Below are 18367 nucleotides of genomic sequence, written 5' to 3' on the forward strand. Positions count from 1 at the left end.
AAACTCATCGATGACGAAACCATCTCTAACCTCTAGGCTCGACCGCGATGGATCTCGAAACTTTCTCCCCCGGTTCGGGACTGCTCGAACCCCGGGCAGCACTCCGCTCTGACGCGCCCGCCCTCGACCTCAACGGCACGTGGCGCTTCCGCCTCTCACCCACCGCGAACGTCCCGGACGACTTCGCCCAGCCGGCCTTCGACGACGCCGGCTGGGACGAGCTCCCGGTCCCGTCCCACTGGAACCTGCACGGGCACGGCGCGCCCGCGTACACCAACGTCGACTTCCCGATCCCCGTCGACCCGCCCCGGGTCCCGGACGAGAACCCGACGGGCGACTACCGCCGCGTGTTCGACCTGCCGGAGGGGTGGACGGGCGGCCGGCTGCGGTTCGAGGGCGCCGACTCCTTCGCCAGGGTCTGGCTCAACGGCCACGAGCTGGGCTTCTGGACCGGCAGCAGGCTGCCCGCCGAGTTCGACGCGGGGCCGTACCTGCGGCCGGGACGCAACGTGCTGGCCGTCCGCGTGCACCAGTGGTCGGCCGCCAGCTACCTCGAGGACCAGGACATGTGGTGGCTGCCGGGCATCTTCCGGGACGTCACCCTCACCCGCTCCACCGCCGACGTCTTCGTGCGCGCCTCCTACGCGGACGGGCGCGGCACGCTCGGCTTCGAGGGCTCGGGCACGCTGAGCGTCCCCGAGCTCGGCGTCGCCGACCTCGCGCCCGGGGCGGAGGTGACGCTGGAGGTGGAGCCGTGGACGGCCGAGACGCCCCGCCTGTACGACGCCGTCCTCACCCTCCCCGAGGAGACGGTACGGCTGCGCGTCGGCTTCCGCACGATCTCCATCGTGGACGGCGTGCTCCTGGCCAACGGCCGCCCGCTGCTGTTCAAGGGCGTGAACCGGCACGAGTTCCATCCGGAGAGCGGTCGTACGCTGACGTACGAGACGATGCGCGAGGACGTGCTGCTGATGAAGCGGCACAACGTCAACGCCGTCCGGACCAGCCACTACCCGCCCCACCCCGACTTCCTCGACCTGTGCGACGAGCTGGGCCTTTGGGTCATCGACGAGTGCGACCTCGAGACCCACGGCTTCGGCATGATCGGCTGGCGCGGCAACCCCACCGACGACCCCCGCTACGCCGACGCGCTGCTCGACCGCATGCGCCGCATGGTCGAACGCGACAAGAACCACCCCAGCATCATCATGTGGTCGCTCGGCAACGAGGCGGGCGTCGGCAGGAATTTGGCCGTCATGTCCGACTGGACCCGCGAGCGCGACCCGTCCCGCCCGATCCACTACGAGGGCGACCGGTCCTGCGCGCACACGGACGTCTACTCCCGCATGTACGCCTCGCACGCCGAGGTCGAGCTCATCGGGCGGCAGGAGGAGGCGCCGCTGGACGACCCCGAGCTGGACGCGCGGCGCCGCGGCATGCCGTTCATGCAGTGCGAGTACGCCCACGCCATGGGCAACGGGCCCGGCGGGCTGGCCGAGTACCAGGAGCTGTTCGAGAAGTATCCGCGGCTGGCCGGCGGGTTCATCTGGGAGTGGATCGACCACGGGCTCGCGCATCCGGAGTACGAGTACGCGTACGGCGGCGACTACGGCGAGCCCGTGCACGACTCGAACTTCGTCATCGACGGTCTCGTCTTCCCCGACCGCACGCCGTCGCCCGGGCTGATCGACCTGAAGAAGGTGTTCGAGCCGGTCCGGTTCGAGTTCGGGGACGGCGTGGTGCACGTCGTCAACGGCCACGGTTTCGCCGACCTGTCGCACCTGGAGTTCCTGGCCACGGTGGAGGCGGACGGGGAGACGGTCGCCGAGCACCGGCTGACCGTGCCCGCCGAGGGCGGCGAGGTCAAGCTGCCCTCCGCACCCGGCCTGGACTCGGGCTCCGAGGTGTGGCTCACCGTACGCGCGGTGCTGGCGGCCGACCAGCCGTGGGCCGGGGCGGGCCACGAGGTGGCCTGGGGCCAGGCGCTCCTGTCGCCGCTCATCGGCGAGGCCGTCGAGGGCGCGCCCGCGACGTGGAGCGCCGGGCTGGTCCGCGACGGCGGCGAGATCTCCGTGGGTTCCGCGGGGGACTCGGCCTTCGACCTGGAGACCGGGCGCCTGGTCAGGCTGTTCGGCGTGGAGGTGGAGGGGCCGCGGCTCGGCCTGTGGCGGGCTCCGACCGACAACGACACCTACGGCGGGCTGGCCGGCAAGTGGCGTGGGCTCGGCCTGCACCGCCTCACCCACCGCGTGGACGAGGTCGAGATCGGCGACGCGCTGACCGTGCGCACGCGGGTGGCGCCGGCCGCGACCGACGCCGGCATGCGCGCCACCTACACCTGGACGGCCTCGGACGGCGGCCTGGAGTTGAGGGTGGACGTGGAGCCGGAGGGCGACTGGGCCGACCCCATCCCGCGCCTCGGGCTGGACATGTCGCTGCCCGCGGGTGCGGTCGAGCACGTCACCTGGTTCGGCAGGGGGCCGGGCGAGGCGTACCCGGACACCGGGATGGCCGCCAGGGTCGGCCGCTGGCGGGCGAGCCTCGACGAGTTCCAGACGCCGTACGTGTTCCCGCAGGAGAACGGCCACCGGGCCGACGTACGCTGGGCCGACTTCGGCGCCTTCACGGTGCGCGGGTTCCCGGTGTTCGGGCTGACCGCGCGGCCGTGGAGCGCCTTCGACCTGGACCGGGCGCGGCACCGGCCGGACCTGGTGCCGGGAGAGCGCGTGCACCTGGGCCTCGACCTGGCCCAGCAGGGCATCGGCACCGCCACCTGCGGGCCCGGCGCCCTTCCCGTCTACGACCTCAGGGCCGGGCGGGCGACGTTCAGGCTCCGCTTCGAGCCCAGCTGACCGACGGATCTGATCATGCGCGGCCCCTCTCCGGGGCCGCGCAGCCTTCGTGCTGACCGTTCACTGACGTTCAACGGGAGGAATGTGATGGATGCCAAGGAGTACCTGGCCGGTGTGTTCGACCGCGCGTCCGGGACGTACGAGCAGGTGGGGGTGCCGTTCTTCGCGCCCGTGGCCGCCGAGCTGGTACGCCAGGCCACGCCCGGGCCGGGCGACCGCGTCCTGGACGCCGGCTGCGGGACGGGCGCCTCGCTCGTGCCCGCGGCCCAGGCCGTCGGTCCCACGGGGCGGGTGGTCGGGCTGGACCTCGCGCCCGGCATGGTCGCCGCCGCCACGGCCGAGATCGAGCGGTACGGCCTGAGCCACGCGACCGTCCTGCTGGGCGACGCGGAGCGGGCCGAGGAACTGCTGCCCGGCGAGCGGTTCGATGTCGTGCTGGCCGGGATGATGCTGTACTTCCTGCCCGACCCGCTGGCCGCCGTACGCTCCATGACCGGGCTGCTGCGGTCCGGGGGCCGGTTGTCGGCCAGCCTGCTGGTGCGGTCGAGCCCGGTCGAGGTCGAGCTGCTCGGCCTGGTCGGGCGGGCGCTGGAGCCGTACACGTCGGGGGCGGGCGGCGCACCGTTCAGCCATACGCTGGGCTCGGCCGAAGAGCTGACCGGGCTGTTCGAGGCGGGCGGGCTGGGCGGGGTCCGGCACGAGGACGTGGTGTTCGAGGTGGCCGTCGAGGCGGGGCAGGTGTGGGACTGGCTCTGGTCGGCCGCCCGCAGGGCCCCGCTGGAGGCGATCCCGGAGCATCTGCGTGAGGAGGCCCGGGCGGCCCTGGAGGCGGCGCTCCCCCAGGACCGCTTCGTGCTTCCCCGCACGGTCCGCTTCGCGACGGGCTCCCGCCCCTGATCGGACGCGCCCGGCCCTTCTGCTTCCGGGGCCGGGCGCTCCCTTCCGGGGCCGGTCAGGCGTCGGGCACGGTGAGGATCGTGCCCGCGCCGACCGTCAGCCCGCCCTCGCGGATGGCGAAGCCGAGCCCGGGCTCCAGCGCGACCGCCTTGCCCAGCTCGACCGCCACGTCCACCGTGTCACCCGGCTGGGCGGCGACGGCGCCGCTGAGCGTCAGCTCCCCGGGCACGTCCGTCGTCCGCAGGTAGAACTGCGGCCGGTAGCCGGACGCGATCGGCTTGCGCCGCCCGCCCTCCTCCGCGGTCAGGAGGTACACGCGGGCGGTGAAGGACCGGTGGGCGCGCTGGCTGCCGGGCGCCGCCAGCACCATGCCACGCCGTACCTGCTCGCGGCGGATCCCGCGCAGCAGCACGGCCGCGTTGTCACCGGCCTCGCCCCGCTCCATCGTCTTGCCGAACGTCTCCACGCCCGTGACGACGGCGCCGAACGCCTCACCGAACCCGACCGCCTCCACCGAGTCACCGACCCGGACGGTGCCGCGCTCGATGGCCCCGGTGACGACCGTGCCCCGGCCGGTGACCGTGAGCACGTTCTCGACCGGCATGAGGAACGGCGCGTCCACGTACCGCACCGGCACGGGGATGTGCTCGTCCACCGCCTGGAGCAGCGCCTCGATCGACGCGATCCAGACCGGGTCGCCCTCCAGCGCCCGCAGCCCGGACACCCGCACCATCGGGACGCCGTCGTAGCCGTGCTCGGCCAGCAGCTCCTGCAGCTCCAGCTCGACCAGGTCGGTCAGCTCCGGGTCCGCGCCGTCAGCCTTGTTGACGGCCACGACCAGGTGCTCGACGCCGACCCGCCTGGCGAGCAGCACGTGCTCCCTGGTCTGCGGCATGATCCCGTCGTGCGCGGACACGACGAGGATCGCGCCGTCCAGCTGCGCCGCCCCCGTGATCATGTTCTTCACGTAGTCGGCGTGCCCGGGCATGTCCACGTGCGCGTAGTGGCGGGTGGCGGTCTCGTACTCGACGTGCGAGATGTTGATCGTGATCCCGCGCCGCGCCTCCTCGGGCGTGCGGTCGATCCGCTCGAACGGCGTGTACGTGGCCTGCCCGCGCTGCGCCAGCACCTTCGTGATGGCGGCGGTCAGCGTGGTCTTGCCGTGGTCGACGTGCCCCATCGTGCCGATGTTGAGATGCGGCTTGTTCCGTACGTAGGCCTGCTTGGCCATGGTTCCTTCCTTGAGACCTGGTTTCCGTGTGACCCGTACTCGGGGCCGACAACCTCCCCCCGCCGGGTCACCTCAGGACTCACGGGAAGAGGTCAACGCTCCAGGCCGTCGCAGGCACGCTCAAGCACGCCCGGCACCGCGGGCGTCACAGGGAGAGCGTGCAGGAACATGAGGAACATAGTGCGATCCACAGCACGCGACCGCAACCGAATATTCCCAGGGGTAGGTGGACCGTTGCCACCCTCCCGTTGCCCATCTGGATGGCCTGCCTGCTGGAGCCCGCCCCGGTCAAAGGTCTTCGCCAAGGCGGCGCTTCGCGCCATGGGGCTCAGGCGTCCTTACCAAGGCGCCTGACGGCGCACCCCCGCGCCTCCGGCGCCATCGCGGGCCCACCCGTTGACCGACGAGGCGGTGGGCCGACTGACACCCACCCCGGACCGGCATGCCTTTCGGGCTTTCTGGAGGCCGAAACGGAATCCAGGACAGTCCTCGCCCGGAGACGCCCGATCCTGTACGGCTACCAAGGCCAGATGGCGTGGACCGTTGTCCTGATCGGCTGATTCCAAGTGGTCTTACCTACGACGGGCACGAGATCGAGGAGGTCATAGCTTGGTGAGCAAATCTATCGCGCCAGTTGAGCGCAACCGGCGCAGGCGCGTGGGCTCGTTACTCGAAATGGCAATGACCAACCGCAGACCGGAAGGGGGTATGCATTCTGTCCGCACAAGGCTCGCTCCGCGTCCGATGGGACGGCATGTTGAACGGCCTCTCGGTCATAGCCTGAGAGCCCCAGGCGGAAGCAGAAGATGTTCTCATCCGCCTTGGACTCACTGGGATGAACAAGTAGATCATCCCAATGGAAGGACCACCTTCGAACCCTGCCGAGCAGGTCGTTCGGGCTGCCATCCAGTTCGAGAAGGGCGAGGGTGCCGTTGCGGAGTGTGGCGATCACCCTTCCGCGTTCGCCGATAAGCCAAATGCCGGCGTTTCGTGTGTTGATGGGGCTGTGAAGCAGTTCGACGACCTCGGCTCGGCAACCGGCTGTTCGCAGTGGCAGTTTCACAGTCGGGTGTCCTTCGCGTCGGCGGGGAGCAGATCTTTGACTGCTTCTGGCTCCGGCGGGTTCCTCCGGAGGTCGGCGTACCGGAAGGCGACGCGTTGAGCCGCCCGGGCTGGGTCGATGGTGGGGTGGCGGGCGTAGATGACGCGCTTGCGGCGCTCGTCCCAGCCTGAGCGCCACCAGAACGATTCACCGTCGCACCAGACGACCAGCCCGATCCAGACGGATACCAAGGTCAGGCCGTAGCCGTCGTGCACGTCTGTGGGGATGCCCAGGGCCCTGAGGGCTTCGGCCAGCTCGTCGGCAGCCGGAATTTCTTTCCGGGGTCGCGGCTCAGCCGACCTGTGGAACCGTACCGACGCCGCCATGGCGGCGTTGCTGGAGGCTGAGACGATCGCGCCCGAGCAGGTGCGTCATCACTACCTCAGTCGCCAGCTCACGATGTCGTGGATCAGACGTCAGAAAGGCAAGCCCAGCTTCCAACTTGCTGCTCTTGCCCGGCGGCTGCACATCGTATGAGAGCGGCCGCGGTCGCGTAAAGTCGAGGTCGTGAGCGATCAGGGGACCGTGCCGTTCGCCCAGGCGCGCGCCGCCGCAGGTGCGCTGTTCTTTGACGAGGCCGGCCATGTGCTGCTTGTCCGGCCAACGTACAAGTCCTACATGGACATCCCCGGCGGATATGTTGAGCCGGGAGAGACGCCGCATCAGGCGTGCGTTCGTGAGGTTCGCGAGGAGCTGGGCATTCAGCCGGCCATCGGCCGTCTCCTCGTGGTCGACTGGGCTCCTCATCCCCAGGAGGGGGACAAGGTCCTGTTCGTGTTCGACGGCGGCACCCTCGACAGCGACGTGATCAAACAGATCAGGTTCGCCGACAAGGAGCTGAGCGCGTACGAGTTCCACCGCGTTGATGAGTCGGACAACCTCCTGATCGAGCGTCTTGCCCGCCGTATCAATGCTGCCGCCACCGCCCGTGAGCGGGGAGAGACGGTTTATCTGGAGCATGGACGGGCTGTCCCCACTGAGTAACCAACTCTGGGAGACCACGATCCGAGAGGGGCGAGGACAGACCACGTGGCGCCCGCCCGATGAACAGTGAAGGGCGGCTGCGGCACCGCCGTTTTAACGGAGGACACATCCCGATCGGCCGCCCAAAGCCTCATTGAGGCACACATCGCTTCCGAGCATGGCGCGATCAGCTGGACCTGGTGTGCCTTCGGAAGGGAGGCGGGCCCTCCGCAGACATCACCGCAGAAACGCAGAAGGCGTCGATGACCTGGCCGCCGCCGAGCGCGCCGGGAGCGAACGTCGCCTGGAAGGAGGGGCGAAGAGACTGTGAAGGCCGACAGTGAGTTGGTCTATCGTCGCCCCTCGGCGGCTGGCGCTTCGTTCTCCTCCATCGGATACCCATGCAGGGCGATTCCCCGTCTGGACGGCTGGCGGTGAGGATCGGCGGGGACGCTGATGTCGACGTTCAGGGTGACGTCGTCGTTGATCGGGATGCTGGCGGCCATGCGGGCGGCGGTGCCGCGCAGGGCACGAACTCGCACATCTGGGCACCGGCTGCCCACCATGCTCAGCCGGTCGGCTGCAAGGTCGAAGCCACCGACCTGGTCAGGCCGCTGCCGCGCGGGCGGAGCGGGCACTTGGATACGGCCACCGGGGACGAACTGCGCCGACCAGGCTTGTGCTCTGACCGCACAGGTTCGCCGTTGACGGCCGTTCGACTGCTGGAGGCGCGGTGGCTGAGCCTGTCCGTGTGCGCAGACTGACCAACCAGGAGGGGCAGAAGCTGCAGCAGATCGTGCGGCGGGGCAGCACGAGTTCGGCGCGCGATGATGCTGCCGGCCTCCACCGGGCGGGAACCGTGTTGCGATGATCGCTTAGCTGGTGCAGGCTGACGAGGACAGTGCAGGATATGATCCACCGGTTCAACGAGATCGGTCTGGCCTGTCTGGACTCTCGGTGGGCGGGAGGCCGTCCCCGCCTGCTCAGCCCTGACGACGAGGACTTCGTTGTCAGGACGGCCGCCACCCGCCCGACCAAGCTCGGCCAGCCCTTCACCCGCTGGTCGATCCGCAAACTCGCCGCTTACCTGCGGAAGGTACACGGCCGCATCATCCGCGTCGGCCGGGAAACGTTTCGCTGCCTGCTGTTGCGCCGCGGCATCACCTCCCAGCGCACCGAGACCTGGAAGGAATCGCCCGACCCGGATCGCGACGCCAAGCTTGACCGCATCGAGCAAGTGCCGGACCGCTTCCCCGACCGCGGCTTGGCCTTCGACGAGTTCGGGCCGCTCGGGATCCGGCCCGCCGCGGGCTCCTGCTGGGCCAGGCAGGGCAAGCCCGACCGCCTGCCGGCGACCTACCGCCGCACTCACGGCGTCACCTACTTCCACGGAAGCTACTCCGTCGGCGACGACCGCCTCTGGGGCGTCAACCACCGCCGCAAAGGCACCGCCAACACTCTGACCGCGCTGAAGTCGATCCGCGCCGCCCGACCCGACGGCGCCCCGATCTACATCATTCTGGACAACCTCTCCGCCCACACCGGCGCGGACGTCCGCCGCTGGGCGAAGAAGAACCAGGTCGAGCTGTGCTTCACCCCAACCTGCGCTTCCTGGGCCAACCCGATCGAGGCCCTTCGGTCCGCTGCGCCAGTTCACCCTGGCCAACTCCAACCACCGTAGCCATCCCGCGCAGACCCGGGCCCTGCACGCTTATCTGCGCCGGCGCAACGCCCACACCCGCCGCCCCGACGTGCTCGCCGCCCAACGCAGGGAACGCGCCCGCATTCGCAGCGAGAAAGGCATCCGCTGGGGCGGACGCCCCGTCGCCGTCGCAGCCTGATCAAATGACCCCAGCGGAGAACGTCAGATCCTCGCACTACGGGCGATGCGGTACAGCACGTTCGGACGCAGTGGCCCTTCGGGCTCGGTGGGGTCGTCGAAGTCGTCGGCCGGGTCCCGGGTCATGCCGATCCGGCGCATCACCGCCTGGGAACGAAGGTTGGTGGCCGTTGTGACAGCGAGGATCTCAGGAAGCTCAAGAGCGTCAAAGCCGTGGGCCAGGACTGTCAGCGCAGCCTCGGTGGCGTAGCCCTGGCCCCAGGCCGAGCGGGCAAGCCGCCAGCCGATCTCCACTCCTGTGAACGGCATGTGGTCGTCCACTTCATCCAAGCCTGCAAAGCCGATGAACTCGCCCGTGGTCTCCACCTCAACCGCCCACCACCCGTAGCCTCGCTGGTCGAACTCGGCCTGGAATCGAGCCACGGAGGCATCGCTCTGTTCGCGGGTAAGCAGGTCGCCCAAGTGCTCCCGGACCTCGGGATCGGCATTCATCGCCGCCCACGGTTCAAGGTCGGAGTCACGCCATCGGCGCAAGATGAGGCGATCGGTACGCAGTTCAGCCATGCCGCCCAGCCAACATGGGCTCTGCCCCCGAGGCAATCACTTTTTCTTCCGCGTGACACCGCCACCCAGAAACACAGATCGCTCCCAGGGTGAACAAAGCGACCACGGACCCGGCGAACCTCTGCGGTCAGAGCACTAGGGAGATGTCCCACGACCTGGTGCCCTGATTGGTCATACCGGTTACCAGCGAGGGGAACTGCCGGACGGTGGCGGCAGACTGCGGGTGATCCGGTTGAAGGTGACGTTCATCGAGGGGGACGGAGAGAAAGTCGGCGTGACGTCGACTCTCCCGGGGACCGAAACGTGGCGACGGCAATGTAGAGAAAGGGGCTACAGGCCATGGCGAGGGTGAAGTGCCGGAGCTCGTGCGTTCGTTGCCGTGTCGGAACGGCGTCACCGTTTCTTACCGCGCTTGCGCCGCGTTCGTGTTGCGACAGGGCTGTTGGCAGTCGCTCGATCAGCGGGTGCCTGCTTGCGAAAGGCGAATGTCGGCATGCGTAACCGGTCGAGCCTCAGGTCGACTCTTCTTCTCAGCGCGGCCGCGATCAAACCGAGTAGGGCCAGAACGATAAGCCAAATCCACGCGGTATGGCGCGCGGACACCGCAGCCGCGATGGTCGGTTCGCGTAGAGCTGTTGCGCGTACGTCGACGGTGATGGCGTGATCGTCATAGGCGTCGGGTTCGCTGACGTCGATGGTGCGTTCCTCGCGACCGCCGGATATGACGATGGGCTCGGAGGCCGGGGTGGTGGATTCAATGGTGAGGCGCGGATGACGCAGCACGACTTTCGACTTCTCTTCGGGCAGGAAGAAGACTCGTATGGGCTTGCCGAGGCCGGCGCGCGGAGTCCCGGCATTCGTGGCTTCTACCAGTTGCAGGCTGTCTTTGGTCGCAGCGATGGTGGTGAGAGCATCTCGGCCCTCCACCACGGGTGGGATCGGTATGCGGTGGGTGACCGTCACGGGGAAACTCGTGGGCGTATCTGGTTGAGGCAGACTCACTGTGCGCGTGTAGGACTGAGCGCGGGTGTCGCCGAACTGTGCTGGTGTTGGAGCGCTCGACCATCCTTGCCTGAGCAAGGTGCCGGCGATGTTGGCCAGTTCTGGAACTTTCGAAGGCAGCTTGTAGGTGATTGTTTCCGTGCCGGACCATGTGGTGCAGGCGTCGTGGCAATTGAGGTAACTGGAGTAGGTGACACCGATGTGGATGTCCTGAACCGCGGGTGGACGATTCGCCGGGTCATATATTTTTTCTGTCAGGAAGACCGCAACACTGTTGAGCAGCGCCCAGATTATGAGGAGAAGGATGCGCAGCCAGCGCCGGCGAGCGAATCCTCTGTGAGGGAGATATTGGCGTGCTTGGTAAACGTCTCCGTCACGCCCGGCTCGCTGAGGATAATCTCTTGGTGGTGGCGGAGAAGGCTGAGTCATGCGGGCCTCCATGCCGGGGCGGTGTAGTGGTCTCAGTATGAGGCCCGAGCGTAGCCCGCCGCTTGCATTTCGCTTTCACCGGTTGTCGGTTGCCGCCAGCGATTCGGTGGCCATGGAGAACAGCGTATGGCCGTTATCAATGCCGACTAAAAGCCCGCTCTGGGGCAAAATCGGCGACCATGCGGTTGAAGTCCCCCCGTGCCCGGATCGTGCTCCTGGACGCCGCGCACAGGGTGGTGCGGTCGAGACGTCAGATGGGCAGCCACGTCCCGCACCCGTCCAACCGGGCGCACAGCGAGGCAGCCCAGCAAGACGGCGAGGATCAGCCGTTCCGCCGCCGTCCACGTGAGTCACGTCGTCCTGTCACATGTCGAATTTCGCCGATCAGCGTTTTCCGAGCCGAACGGACAGGGCGGCGAGCCAGGCGGAGATGAGTACGGCGCCGGCGGCGAAGCGCAGGCTGGCGCTGTCCTCGCCCCACGGCGGCACCGTGAGGACGAACGTGGCCAGGCTGCTGACGACGCTGTAGGCCATCCAGCCACGGCTCGCGAACCGCCGCGCGAAGACGAGCCCGGCCACGATCAGCGACAGGAACGCCGTCGCCCCGAAGACCGTGTGCAACATACTGCCGGTGCTGAGGCGCTCCGGCAGCCCGGCGGGGGCGCCGGCCGGCCAGCCCAGTGCGGGATCGGGCGCGAAGACCCCGCCGCCGACCATCGCCACGCCGTACGCGCCGATCAGGATCGGCCCGATGAGCGAAGCGGCCGCTCCCGCCACACCGGGACGGGCGGCCCGCCGTACGCCGAGCGCGAAGGCGCACGCCAGCAGGCCCGTGAGCGCGAAATTCGCGGTCTGCAGCCAGCCCAGGTCGCCGAGCGTGAGAGCGCTCAGCGCGTGCCGCCGCAGGTCGAATCCGGTCCGGGTGAAGGCCTGCGTGAACGACACGACGGGGAACAAGATCCCGGCGACCGCGCCGCAGCCCAGCAGCAGCGCGGTCCCTGTCGCAGGGGAGGTCGTGGGCTCGGCAACGGTGCTCATCGTGGATCCTTTCGCGGGTGGTGGTCATCGCTTCGTCGCACGGCATGACCACGAACGGGATGCGGCCGGATGGACAGCCGCCCGCGAAATTCCTCAGGACTCCTCGACGGCGGCCAGGCGGCGCCGCAGGTGGACGCGCTCCGGCTCGCTTCCGGCCGCCTCCAGGGCCGCGCGATAGGCCGCGGCGGCCTCGGGACGGGGGCCGAGCCGGTGCAGCAGGTCGGCGCGCGCCACCAGGTACGGGTGATAGCCGCGCAGCCGCGGCTCGCCGGCCAGCTCGTCCAGCAGAGCCAGGCCCGCCTCCGGCCCGTCGCGCATGGCCACGGCCGCCGCCCGGTTCAACGCGACCACCGGGGACGGGTCGAGCGCGAGCAGCACGTCGTACAGGGCCACGACCTGCGGCCAGTCGGTCGTGGCCAGGTTCGCCGCCTCGTCGTGGAGGGCGGCGATCGCGGCCTGCACGCCGTACACGCCGGGCGGGCCGCCGCTCAGCGCGGTCACCACCAGCGCCGAGCCCTCCTCGATCAGGTCCCGGTCCCAGCGGCCGCGGTCCTGCTCGTCCAGCAGCACCGGCTCACCGTCGGGACCGGTACGGGCCTCGCGGCGCGCGTGGACCAGCAGCATCAACGCCAGCAGCCCGGCGACCTCCCGCTCGGAGGGCAGCAGCCGGCGCAGGATGCGCGCCAGCCGGATCGCCTCCTCGGCCAGGTCCAGGCGCTGCAGGTCGGGGCCAGAGCTGGCGGCGTACCCCTCGGTGAAGATCGAGTAGATCACCTGCAGCACCCCGGGCAGCCGCTCCGGCAGCTCGTCCGCGCCGGGCACGCGGAACGGGATGCGGGCCTCGCGGATCTTTTTCTTCGCCCGGACGATCCGCTTGGCCATCGTCTGCACCGGCACCAGGTACGCCCGCGCCACCTCCGGCGTGGTCAGCCCCGCCAGGCAGCGCAACGTCAGCGCCCCGCGGTCCTCGGCGGGCAGCGCGGGGTGGGCGCAGGTGAAGAACAGCTGCAGCCGCTCGTCCGGCAGCTCGCCGCCGTCCGCGTCGGCCGGCGGGGCGTGCGCCGCCCGCTCCGCCTCCACCTGCAGGATGGCCAGCCGCGCGGCGAAGGCCTGGTCGCGCCTGAGCCGGTCGACCGCCTTGCGCCGCGCCGTCGTCATCAACCATGCGCCCGGCTTGGGCGGCACACCCTCGACCGGCCAGTGCTTCAGCGCCGCCTCGATGGCGTCCGAGGTCACCTCCTCGGCGAGGTCGAGGTCACCGAAGCGGCGCACGAGCGCGGCCAGCAGCCTGCCGCGCTCCTCCCGGAAGACCGCCTCGACCTCATTCATTGAAGTCGGCGACCGGGCGCACGACCACCGACCCGCCGCCACGCGCGCCCGGGCAACGGGCGGCCCAGTCGAGCGCCACGTCGAGGTCCGTTACGTCGATCACATAGAACCCGCCCAGAACCTCCCGCGTCTCGGCATACGGCCCGTCGATCACGGTCCGCACCCCGTCCCGGTCCACGCGCACGGTCGTGGCGGTCACCAGATCGGCCAGCGACTCGCCGGACACCCAGATCCCCGCCTCGTGTACGGCCTTGTCATAGGCCATCCAGTCCTCGAAGGTGCACTGCTCGTCCTGGTCGGTGGTGGCGGCGTTGATCAGCATCATGTACTTCACGGTGTCCCCTTCATGGGTGAGTTCGGCGTACGGCAGGCTCGCCGTACACCATCACCACGAACGGCCCCCCGCCAAATGGACAACTTCTCACAGAGAAGTTGTGGGCTCCAGAGAGCGGGTCAGCCGCACTCCTTCTTCGAGATACCCCAGCGCGGCGTAGAACCGCCGGGCGGTCGTGTTCGCCGCCCTCGTCTCCAGGGCCAGGTGACGCAGGCCCTGCTGCCGGGCCCAGTCCTCCGCGGCGGCCATCAACCGCCGGCCCACTCCCGTACGCACGGCTCGCGGATGGACGGCCAACTCGCCGACGTACGCGTCCATCGCGCCGGTGAAGTGCCGCTGGCGCTGGACGGACACCACGCCGACGACCTGTGCGTCCTCGCTGTCCACGGCGACGAACACCGCTGCCCGCTGCGCCTCGGCCGCGGCGAGGGACCCCGCGAGCCACTCCCGCGCCGCCCGGGCGGCACCCTCGGGGTCACGCCACGCCGCCACACCCTCGGCGAGCCGGGGAGCCAGCGCCAGGACGCCTTCAAGATCGTCATCGCCTGCGGGCCGAATCCGGACCTCGTTCATGAACGGCAGCATGCCAGGCGGAAGTCCTCCGAAAAAAGCCCTGATGGACAGCCGGATCCGGCTATTCGCCTTCTGTCACCACTGCGTCGAGAAGCAGGTCGAGCAGCACCGTCCGACGTTCGGTGTCGTCGGCGATTGCGAGGAACACGATGCTCCAGCCCAGGTCGGGCAGCCGGGCCTGCATGGCCCGCAGTCCCGGCCAGCCGCCCCCATGCCGGTAGACGCGGTGCCCGGCGTGCGAGCGGACGCCGATGCCCCAGGCGTAGCCGATCGGTGTCCCGTCATCGAGGCGGCCCGGGGTGTGCATGAGGGCGGAGAGGCCGAGCTCATCGGTGTTGAGCGCCTGGCTCCACCGCAGCAGGTCACCGGCGGTGGTCCACACGCCGCCGTCACCCAGGGACAGCGGCGCCGGGCGCTCAGGGGACAGGGGTGCCGCACCGGGAGGCGCGGGAGCGGGTCCGGCCCAGAAAAGCGTGTCGCTCATCGACAGCGGGGCGAAAAGCCGGTCCCGCGCGAAATCCGGAATCGGCTGACCGGCCGCTCGTGCCGCCGCAGCGGCGAGGCAGACATATCCCGCGTTCGAATAGGCGTAATCGCCGCCCGGTCTGCCAGGGAGGGCGGGAAATCGGGTGAGAGCCTGAATGACTCCTTGGCTGGTCCGGTTGGCATCGCCAGCCATTTTGGCGTCGATGTCACGATCGGCGGGTAAAGCCGCGGTGTGATGGAGAAGCTGCCGGAGGCGGATGTCATCGGCCCATGAAGGCAGCTGGGGCAGCCAGCGCGATAGAGCGGACTCGAGGTCCAGCGCACCCTCTTGGACGAGCAACGCCACGCATGCGGCGGTGATTTGTTTGGAGAGGGAGGCTGCGTAGATCGTCGTGGTGTCGGACAGCTTCTCGCGCCTTGCTGTCAGCCCTTGCGCGTGAAAAGCCGGCGCATTGTCGCGTCGCTGTAGCCCGACCACGATCGGCTCGTCCTTGTGGTATCCGGCTTCGGCGATCATGGCTTCTATTCGCTTCTCAGGATGCGGCACGGAAGTAATCCCTGCGGAGGGGTCTGGTGAGCGACCACAGAGATGCCGCCATGAGGAGGGCGGTCAGACCGCCGCAGATCATCGCCGTCGAGACCGAGAAAGCGTCCACGACCTGGCCGCCGGCGAGCGCCCCGAGGGCGAATGTCGCCTGGAAGGAGGAGGTGAAGACGACCGTGGCGGCCTCCGGCGTCCCGGAGGCGGCGTTCATGAACCAGGCCTGGGAGCAGACCGGGACGCCCCCGTAGGCCAGTCCCCACAGGACAACCAGCGCGACGGCTCCAGCGGTGGAGGTGCCGGCCACGGGCAGCAGCAGCGTGGCCAGGGCGATCAGGCCGCCGCAGGTCAGGAAGGCCGCTCGGGGGGCGGTCGCGACCGCCCTGCTCGCCAGGAAGTTCCCGGCCGTCCCGGCGATGCCGTACGCCAGGAGGGTGGCGCTGATGGCGGCCGGGTCCAGGTGGGTGACGTTCTGGAGGAAGGGGGTGACGTACGTGTAGGTGCCGAAGTGCGCCAGGACGATGAGGAACGTGGCCAGCAGGGCGATCCTGGTGCCCCGTTCGCGCAGGAGGCCGAGCAGGACGCGGCCGCTGGTGACCTCGTGGGCGGGGAGCGGCGGCAGCAGCATCAGCAGGGCGATCAGTACGAGGACCGACAGCGCGGCCAGGACGAGGAAAGCGGTTCGCCAGCCGGCGAGGTGGCCGATGAAGGTGCCGGCCGGCACACCGAGCACCGAGCCCAGGGGGACGGCGGAGAAGATCAGCGCGGTGGCGGTGCCGACCGAGCGCGGCGGTACGAGGCGGGCGGACAGCCCGGCCCCGATCGACCAGAAGCCGCCGATGGTGAGGCCGACCAGCACCCTGGAGACCAGCATGATCCAGTACGAGGTCGCCACCGCCGCCAGGACGTCGGCGACCGCGAGCACCGCCATGAGCGCGCACAACATCACCCGGCGGTCCAGGCGGGCGGTGGCCAGCGTGACGGCGGGCGCGGCGACGGCGGCGACGATGCCGGGCAGGGTCATGGTCAGCCCGGTGATGCCATCGGAGATGCCGAAATCGGCGCCGATGTCGGTCAGCAGGCCGATGGGCAGGATCTCGCTGGTGACGATGGCGAAGATGCCCAGCGTGAGTGAGGTGACTGCCAGCCAGCTGATGAGCGGTGAGCGTGGCCGGGCTTGGATGATCGTGGACATGGTTCCGTTCGGGTTGGGACCGTGGGGTTGGGAACCAGCCAAGCAGCGATGGGGGAGCGGATACCGGCAGGTTTCAGACCACACCATGCCGTGACGACATCAGCCCCAAATGCCGAAGGGCCCGCCCTCCACCGTATGTACAGTCGGTGAGACACGAGGAAGCTGAGGTCACCTTCCGTTGGAAGGCACCGATCAATGCCGTCTTGCGACGAAAGCATGCTCGTAGTCGGTGTCCTCGCCGACGGAGCCCACGGCCCACACGTTGGAGGTGCCGGGAATGGCCGCGATGGCGGCATGACCGCTGCCACCGGCGCTGATGCCCTCGCGCGTCCACGACGTGCCGTCGTAGTGGAGGAGGAGCGCGACACCTGGCTGACGGGGGTCGGTACCGCTCGCCCACAGGTTGTTCTTGCCGAAGGCGGTCAGGCCGTGCAGAGCACCCTTCAACGGTGGCAGTTCCATCCTCTGCCAGGCCGACCCGTTCCAGTGCATGACGAGCGGAGTGGGGAGGGATCCCGGGGTCTCCGCCCCCTCCCCGCCATCTGAGGTCGGGCGGCAGTTCGCTGGGGGATACATCTCCGGGTCGTAGCTCCCGATCGCGCCGACGGCCCAGACGTCTGTCGGCGCGATCGCCAGCACGCTTCCAGGCGACCTCCGGCGACCTCAGGGACGGACATGTCCTGGTTGTAGCTCCACCTTCCGTCCGGAGACATGTGGGCGACCGTCGGCCTGGTGCCCTGGCAATCCTCCCGAGCCCGCCGGCCGACCGCCCAGACATGGCCGTCCTTCAGCGCGACCGCCGCGAACACACCGTCCGTCTCCGACTGCACCCGCTGGAACCTCTTACCGTCCCATTGGACAGCGAAGTCTCCGTCAGGGCCCGAACCGACGATGACCGCACGCCCCTTCCCGGTAGCCACGTCGTACGGTCGGTAGCCATCGGTCACTCCAAAGGGGCGCGGTGTGGCCCAGACGCGACCGTCCCAATGGGAGACGCTCCCGCCTGAGGGCGAACTGCCCACGAGCCAGATGTCGTCTGGTCCTGCCACGTCGAACGCCCGCACGCGAAGTTCGCTGTCTTCAACCGGGATCCTGGTCCAGACCGAGCCGTTCCAGTGAACCAGGACAGGCACCCCATCCTCGTCCTCGGCACCGGCTTCGAAGCCGGCCGCCCAGGCGTCTTCCGGTCCCTTGGCGAGCACGTCGACCAGTGCCGATGCCACCTTCAACCTGGCGCCCGGGATGCTCCTCCACCGCGTCGAGGGTGTGACCGTCTCGGTTGGTGTGGGGCCGGCCCCCGCGCTTGCCGTGGTGGTTCCGGGTGCGGACCTCACCGGCACGTCGGCGGAGGAAGGCACCCGCGGCCTTCCGGCCGAACATGCGGCTGATGGCTGTCCTGCGTTCCCCGACCCCGGAGCTCAGCGGCCTCCGGGCCCGGATATCCGCCGACGAGCTGACCGACCTCGTCGGGACGGTCGTCGCCCCAGCGCGGCGACGGGTTCGTGCCGCACCCGCCGGCATCGTGTCTGCGCCATCGCGATCCGGCTCGTCAGACGGGCCCAGCGCGAAGCGGTGGCTGCCTGCGACATCGCCGATTTCGTTCACGAGGTGGCCGAGGTGGAAGGCGTCCCCGGCTGGGGAACTGGACGCGCTGGACGCCCTGGCCTGCCCGGAAGACGGCATCCAGCCGGGCGTCTTCGCCGGCGACCGCAGACCGTCGTTACCACCTGGCGGTAGGCGGACGTGTGCTGAGAGGGCCGAGTGGGCCGGCGCAAACCGTACCCGAGCGACTGATCCGACGAGCAGCGGGCGTCGAGCGAGCCGGTGATCATGGTGTGGAAGGCCGCGCCTCGGCGCCGGCTTCTACGACAGCCGTCTCAACGCCGAGCGCGAGAAACAGCGTCACAGTCGAAACCCGCCAACTGACCCCGCGTCATCAGGAAAGGCCCGATCCTGCCGGCGTTCGCTGCCGCCTGCCCGCTGAACCACCG

The 18367-nt window shown here is 69.4% G+C and carries 16 protein-coding genes and 1 pseudogene; 5 read left to right on the forward strand and 12 right to left on the reverse strand.

Annotated features, from left to right (window positions below; translation table 11 throughout):
* The first annotated feature begins 47 nt into the window (after nucleotides 1-47).
* Together ACIHFD_RS12610 and ACIHFD_RS12615 are read left to right on the forward strand one after the other, a co-directional pair.
* Nucleotides 48-2852 (forward strand): glycoside hydrolase family 2 TIM barrel-domain containing protein, encoded by a 2805-nt coding sequence (locus tag ACIHFD_RS12610; RefSeq protein ID WP_397366915.1) that lies wholly within the window; start codon nucleotides 48-50, stop codon nucleotides 2850-2852.
* 87 nt (nucleotides 2853-2939) lie between these two features.
* On the forward strand, nucleotides 2940-3749 hold the full coding sequence (locus ACIHFD_RS12615; RefSeq protein WP_397366916.1) for a class I SAM-dependent methyltransferase: 810 nt from the start codon (nucleotides 2940-2942) through the stop codon (nucleotides 3747-3749).
* A 55-nt stretch (nucleotides 3750-3804) separates the two neighbouring features.
* Here the strand turns inward: ACIHFD_RS12615 and tuf are convergent, their stop codons facing one another.
* Together tuf and ACIHFD_RS12625 are read right to left on the reverse strand one after the other, a co-directional pair.
* Nucleotides 3805-4980: an elongation factor Tu gene (gene tuf / locus ACIHFD_RS12620; protein WP_397366917.1), complete on the reverse strand. Its 1176-nt coding sequence runs from the start codon at nucleotides 4978-4980 to the stop codon at nucleotides 3805-3807.
* Between the two features lie 1059 nt (nucleotides 4981-6039).
* Nucleotides 6040-6297, reverse strand: coding sequence for a hypothetical protein (locus ACIHFD_RS12625; RefSeq protein WP_397366918.1), 258 nt, complete (start codon nucleotides 6295-6297; stop codon nucleotides 6040-6042).
* Between the two features lie 109 nt (nucleotides 6298-6406).
* Between ACIHFD_RS12625 and ACIHFD_RS12630 the strand changes: the two genes are divergently transcribed.
* Nucleotides 6407-6559: a hypothetical protein gene (locus ACIHFD_RS12630; protein ID WP_397366919.1), complete on the forward strand. Its 153-nt coding sequence runs from the start codon at nucleotides 6407-6409 to the stop codon at nucleotides 6557-6559.
* Nucleotides 6560-6589: 30 nt separating this feature from the next.
* Nucleotides 6590-7066 (forward strand): NUDIX domain-containing protein, encoded by a 477-nt coding sequence (locus ACIHFD_RS12635; protein ID WP_397366920.1) that lies wholly within the window; start codon nucleotides 6590-6592, stop codon nucleotides 7064-7066.
* Nucleotides 7067-7395: 329 nt separating this feature from the next.
* Here the strand turns inward: ACIHFD_RS12635 and ACIHFD_RS12640 are convergent, their stop codons facing one another.
* The gene (locus ACIHFD_RS12640) at nucleotides 7396-7551 is read right to left on the reverse strand and encodes a hypothetical protein (protein ID WP_397366921.1); all 156 of its coding nucleotides are present in this window, start codon (nucleotides 7549-7551) and stop codon (nucleotides 7396-7398) included.
* A 227-nt stretch (nucleotides 7552-7778) separates the two neighbouring features.
* On the opposite strand from ACIHFD_RS12640, the pseudogene ACIHFD_RS12645 reads away from it, so the two are divergent.
* Nucleotides 7779-8886: pseudogene (locus ACIHFD_RS12645) on the forward strand (IS630 family transposase).
* Nucleotides 8887-8909: 23 nt separating this feature from the next.
* Here ACIHFD_RS12645 and ACIHFD_RS12650 read toward each other — a convergent pair.
* From ACIHFD_RS12650 to ACIHFD_RS12690, 9 genes are all read right to left on the reverse strand, one after another.
* On the reverse strand, nucleotides 8910-9449 hold the full coding sequence (locus ACIHFD_RS12650; protein WP_397366922.1) for a GNAT family N-acetyltransferase: 540 nt from the start codon (nucleotides 9447-9449) through the stop codon (nucleotides 8910-8912).
* 393 nt (nucleotides 9450-9842) lie between these two features.
* The gene (locus ACIHFD_RS12655; protein ID WP_397366923.1) at nucleotides 9843-10880 is read right to left on the reverse strand and encodes a hypothetical protein; all 1038 of its coding nucleotides are present in this window, start codon (nucleotides 10878-10880) and stop codon (nucleotides 9843-9845) included.
* Between the two features lie 384 nt (nucleotides 10881-11264).
* Complete coding sequence (locus ACIHFD_RS12660; RefSeq protein ID WP_397366924.1) at nucleotides 11265-11918, reverse strand: DUF998 domain-containing protein; 654 nt, start codon at nucleotides 11916-11918, stop codon at nucleotides 11265-11267.
* A 93-nt stretch (nucleotides 11919-12011) separates the two neighbouring features.
* Nucleotides 12012-13247 carry an RNA polymerase sigma factor gene (locus ACIHFD_RS12665; RefSeq protein ID WP_397366925.1) on the reverse strand — a complete coding sequence of 412 codons (1236 nt, stop codon included), beginning with the start codon at nucleotides 13245-13247 and terminating at the stop codon, nucleotides 12012-12014.
* Nucleotides 13240-13572, reverse strand: a complete 333-nt coding sequence (locus ACIHFD_RS12670; protein WP_397366966.1) for a YciI family protein — start codon at nucleotides 13570-13572, stop codon at nucleotides 13240-13242. Before ACIHFD_RS12670 ends, ACIHFD_RS12665 begins: the two co-directional genes overlap by 8 nt.
* A 96-nt stretch (nucleotides 13573-13668) precedes the next feature.
* Nucleotides 13669-14154, reverse strand: coding sequence for a GNAT family N-acetyltransferase (locus tag ACIHFD_RS12675; protein WP_397366926.1), 486 nt, complete (start codon nucleotides 14152-14154; stop codon nucleotides 13669-13671).
* Between the two features lie 61 nt (nucleotides 14155-14215).
* A complete protein-coding gene (locus tag ACIHFD_RS12680; RefSeq protein ID WP_397366927.1) occupies nucleotides 14216-15157 on the reverse strand; it encodes a serine hydrolase domain-containing protein in 942 nt (313 codons plus the stop codon).
* A 16-nt stretch (nucleotides 15158-15173) separates the two neighbouring features.
* Nucleotides 15174-16376, reverse strand: coding sequence for an MFS transporter (locus tag ACIHFD_RS12685; RefSeq protein ID WP_397366928.1), 1203 nt, complete (start codon nucleotides 16374-16376; stop codon nucleotides 15174-15176).
* Nucleotides 16377-16568: 192 nt separating this feature from the next.
* Nucleotides 16569-17015, reverse strand: a complete 447-nt coding sequence (locus ACIHFD_RS12690; RefSeq protein ID WP_397366929.1) for a hypothetical protein — start codon at nucleotides 17013-17015, stop codon at nucleotides 16569-16571.
* Nucleotides 17016-18367 lie beyond the last annotated feature (1352 nt).

This window comes from Nonomuraea sp. NPDC051941 (genome assembly GCF_044593615.1).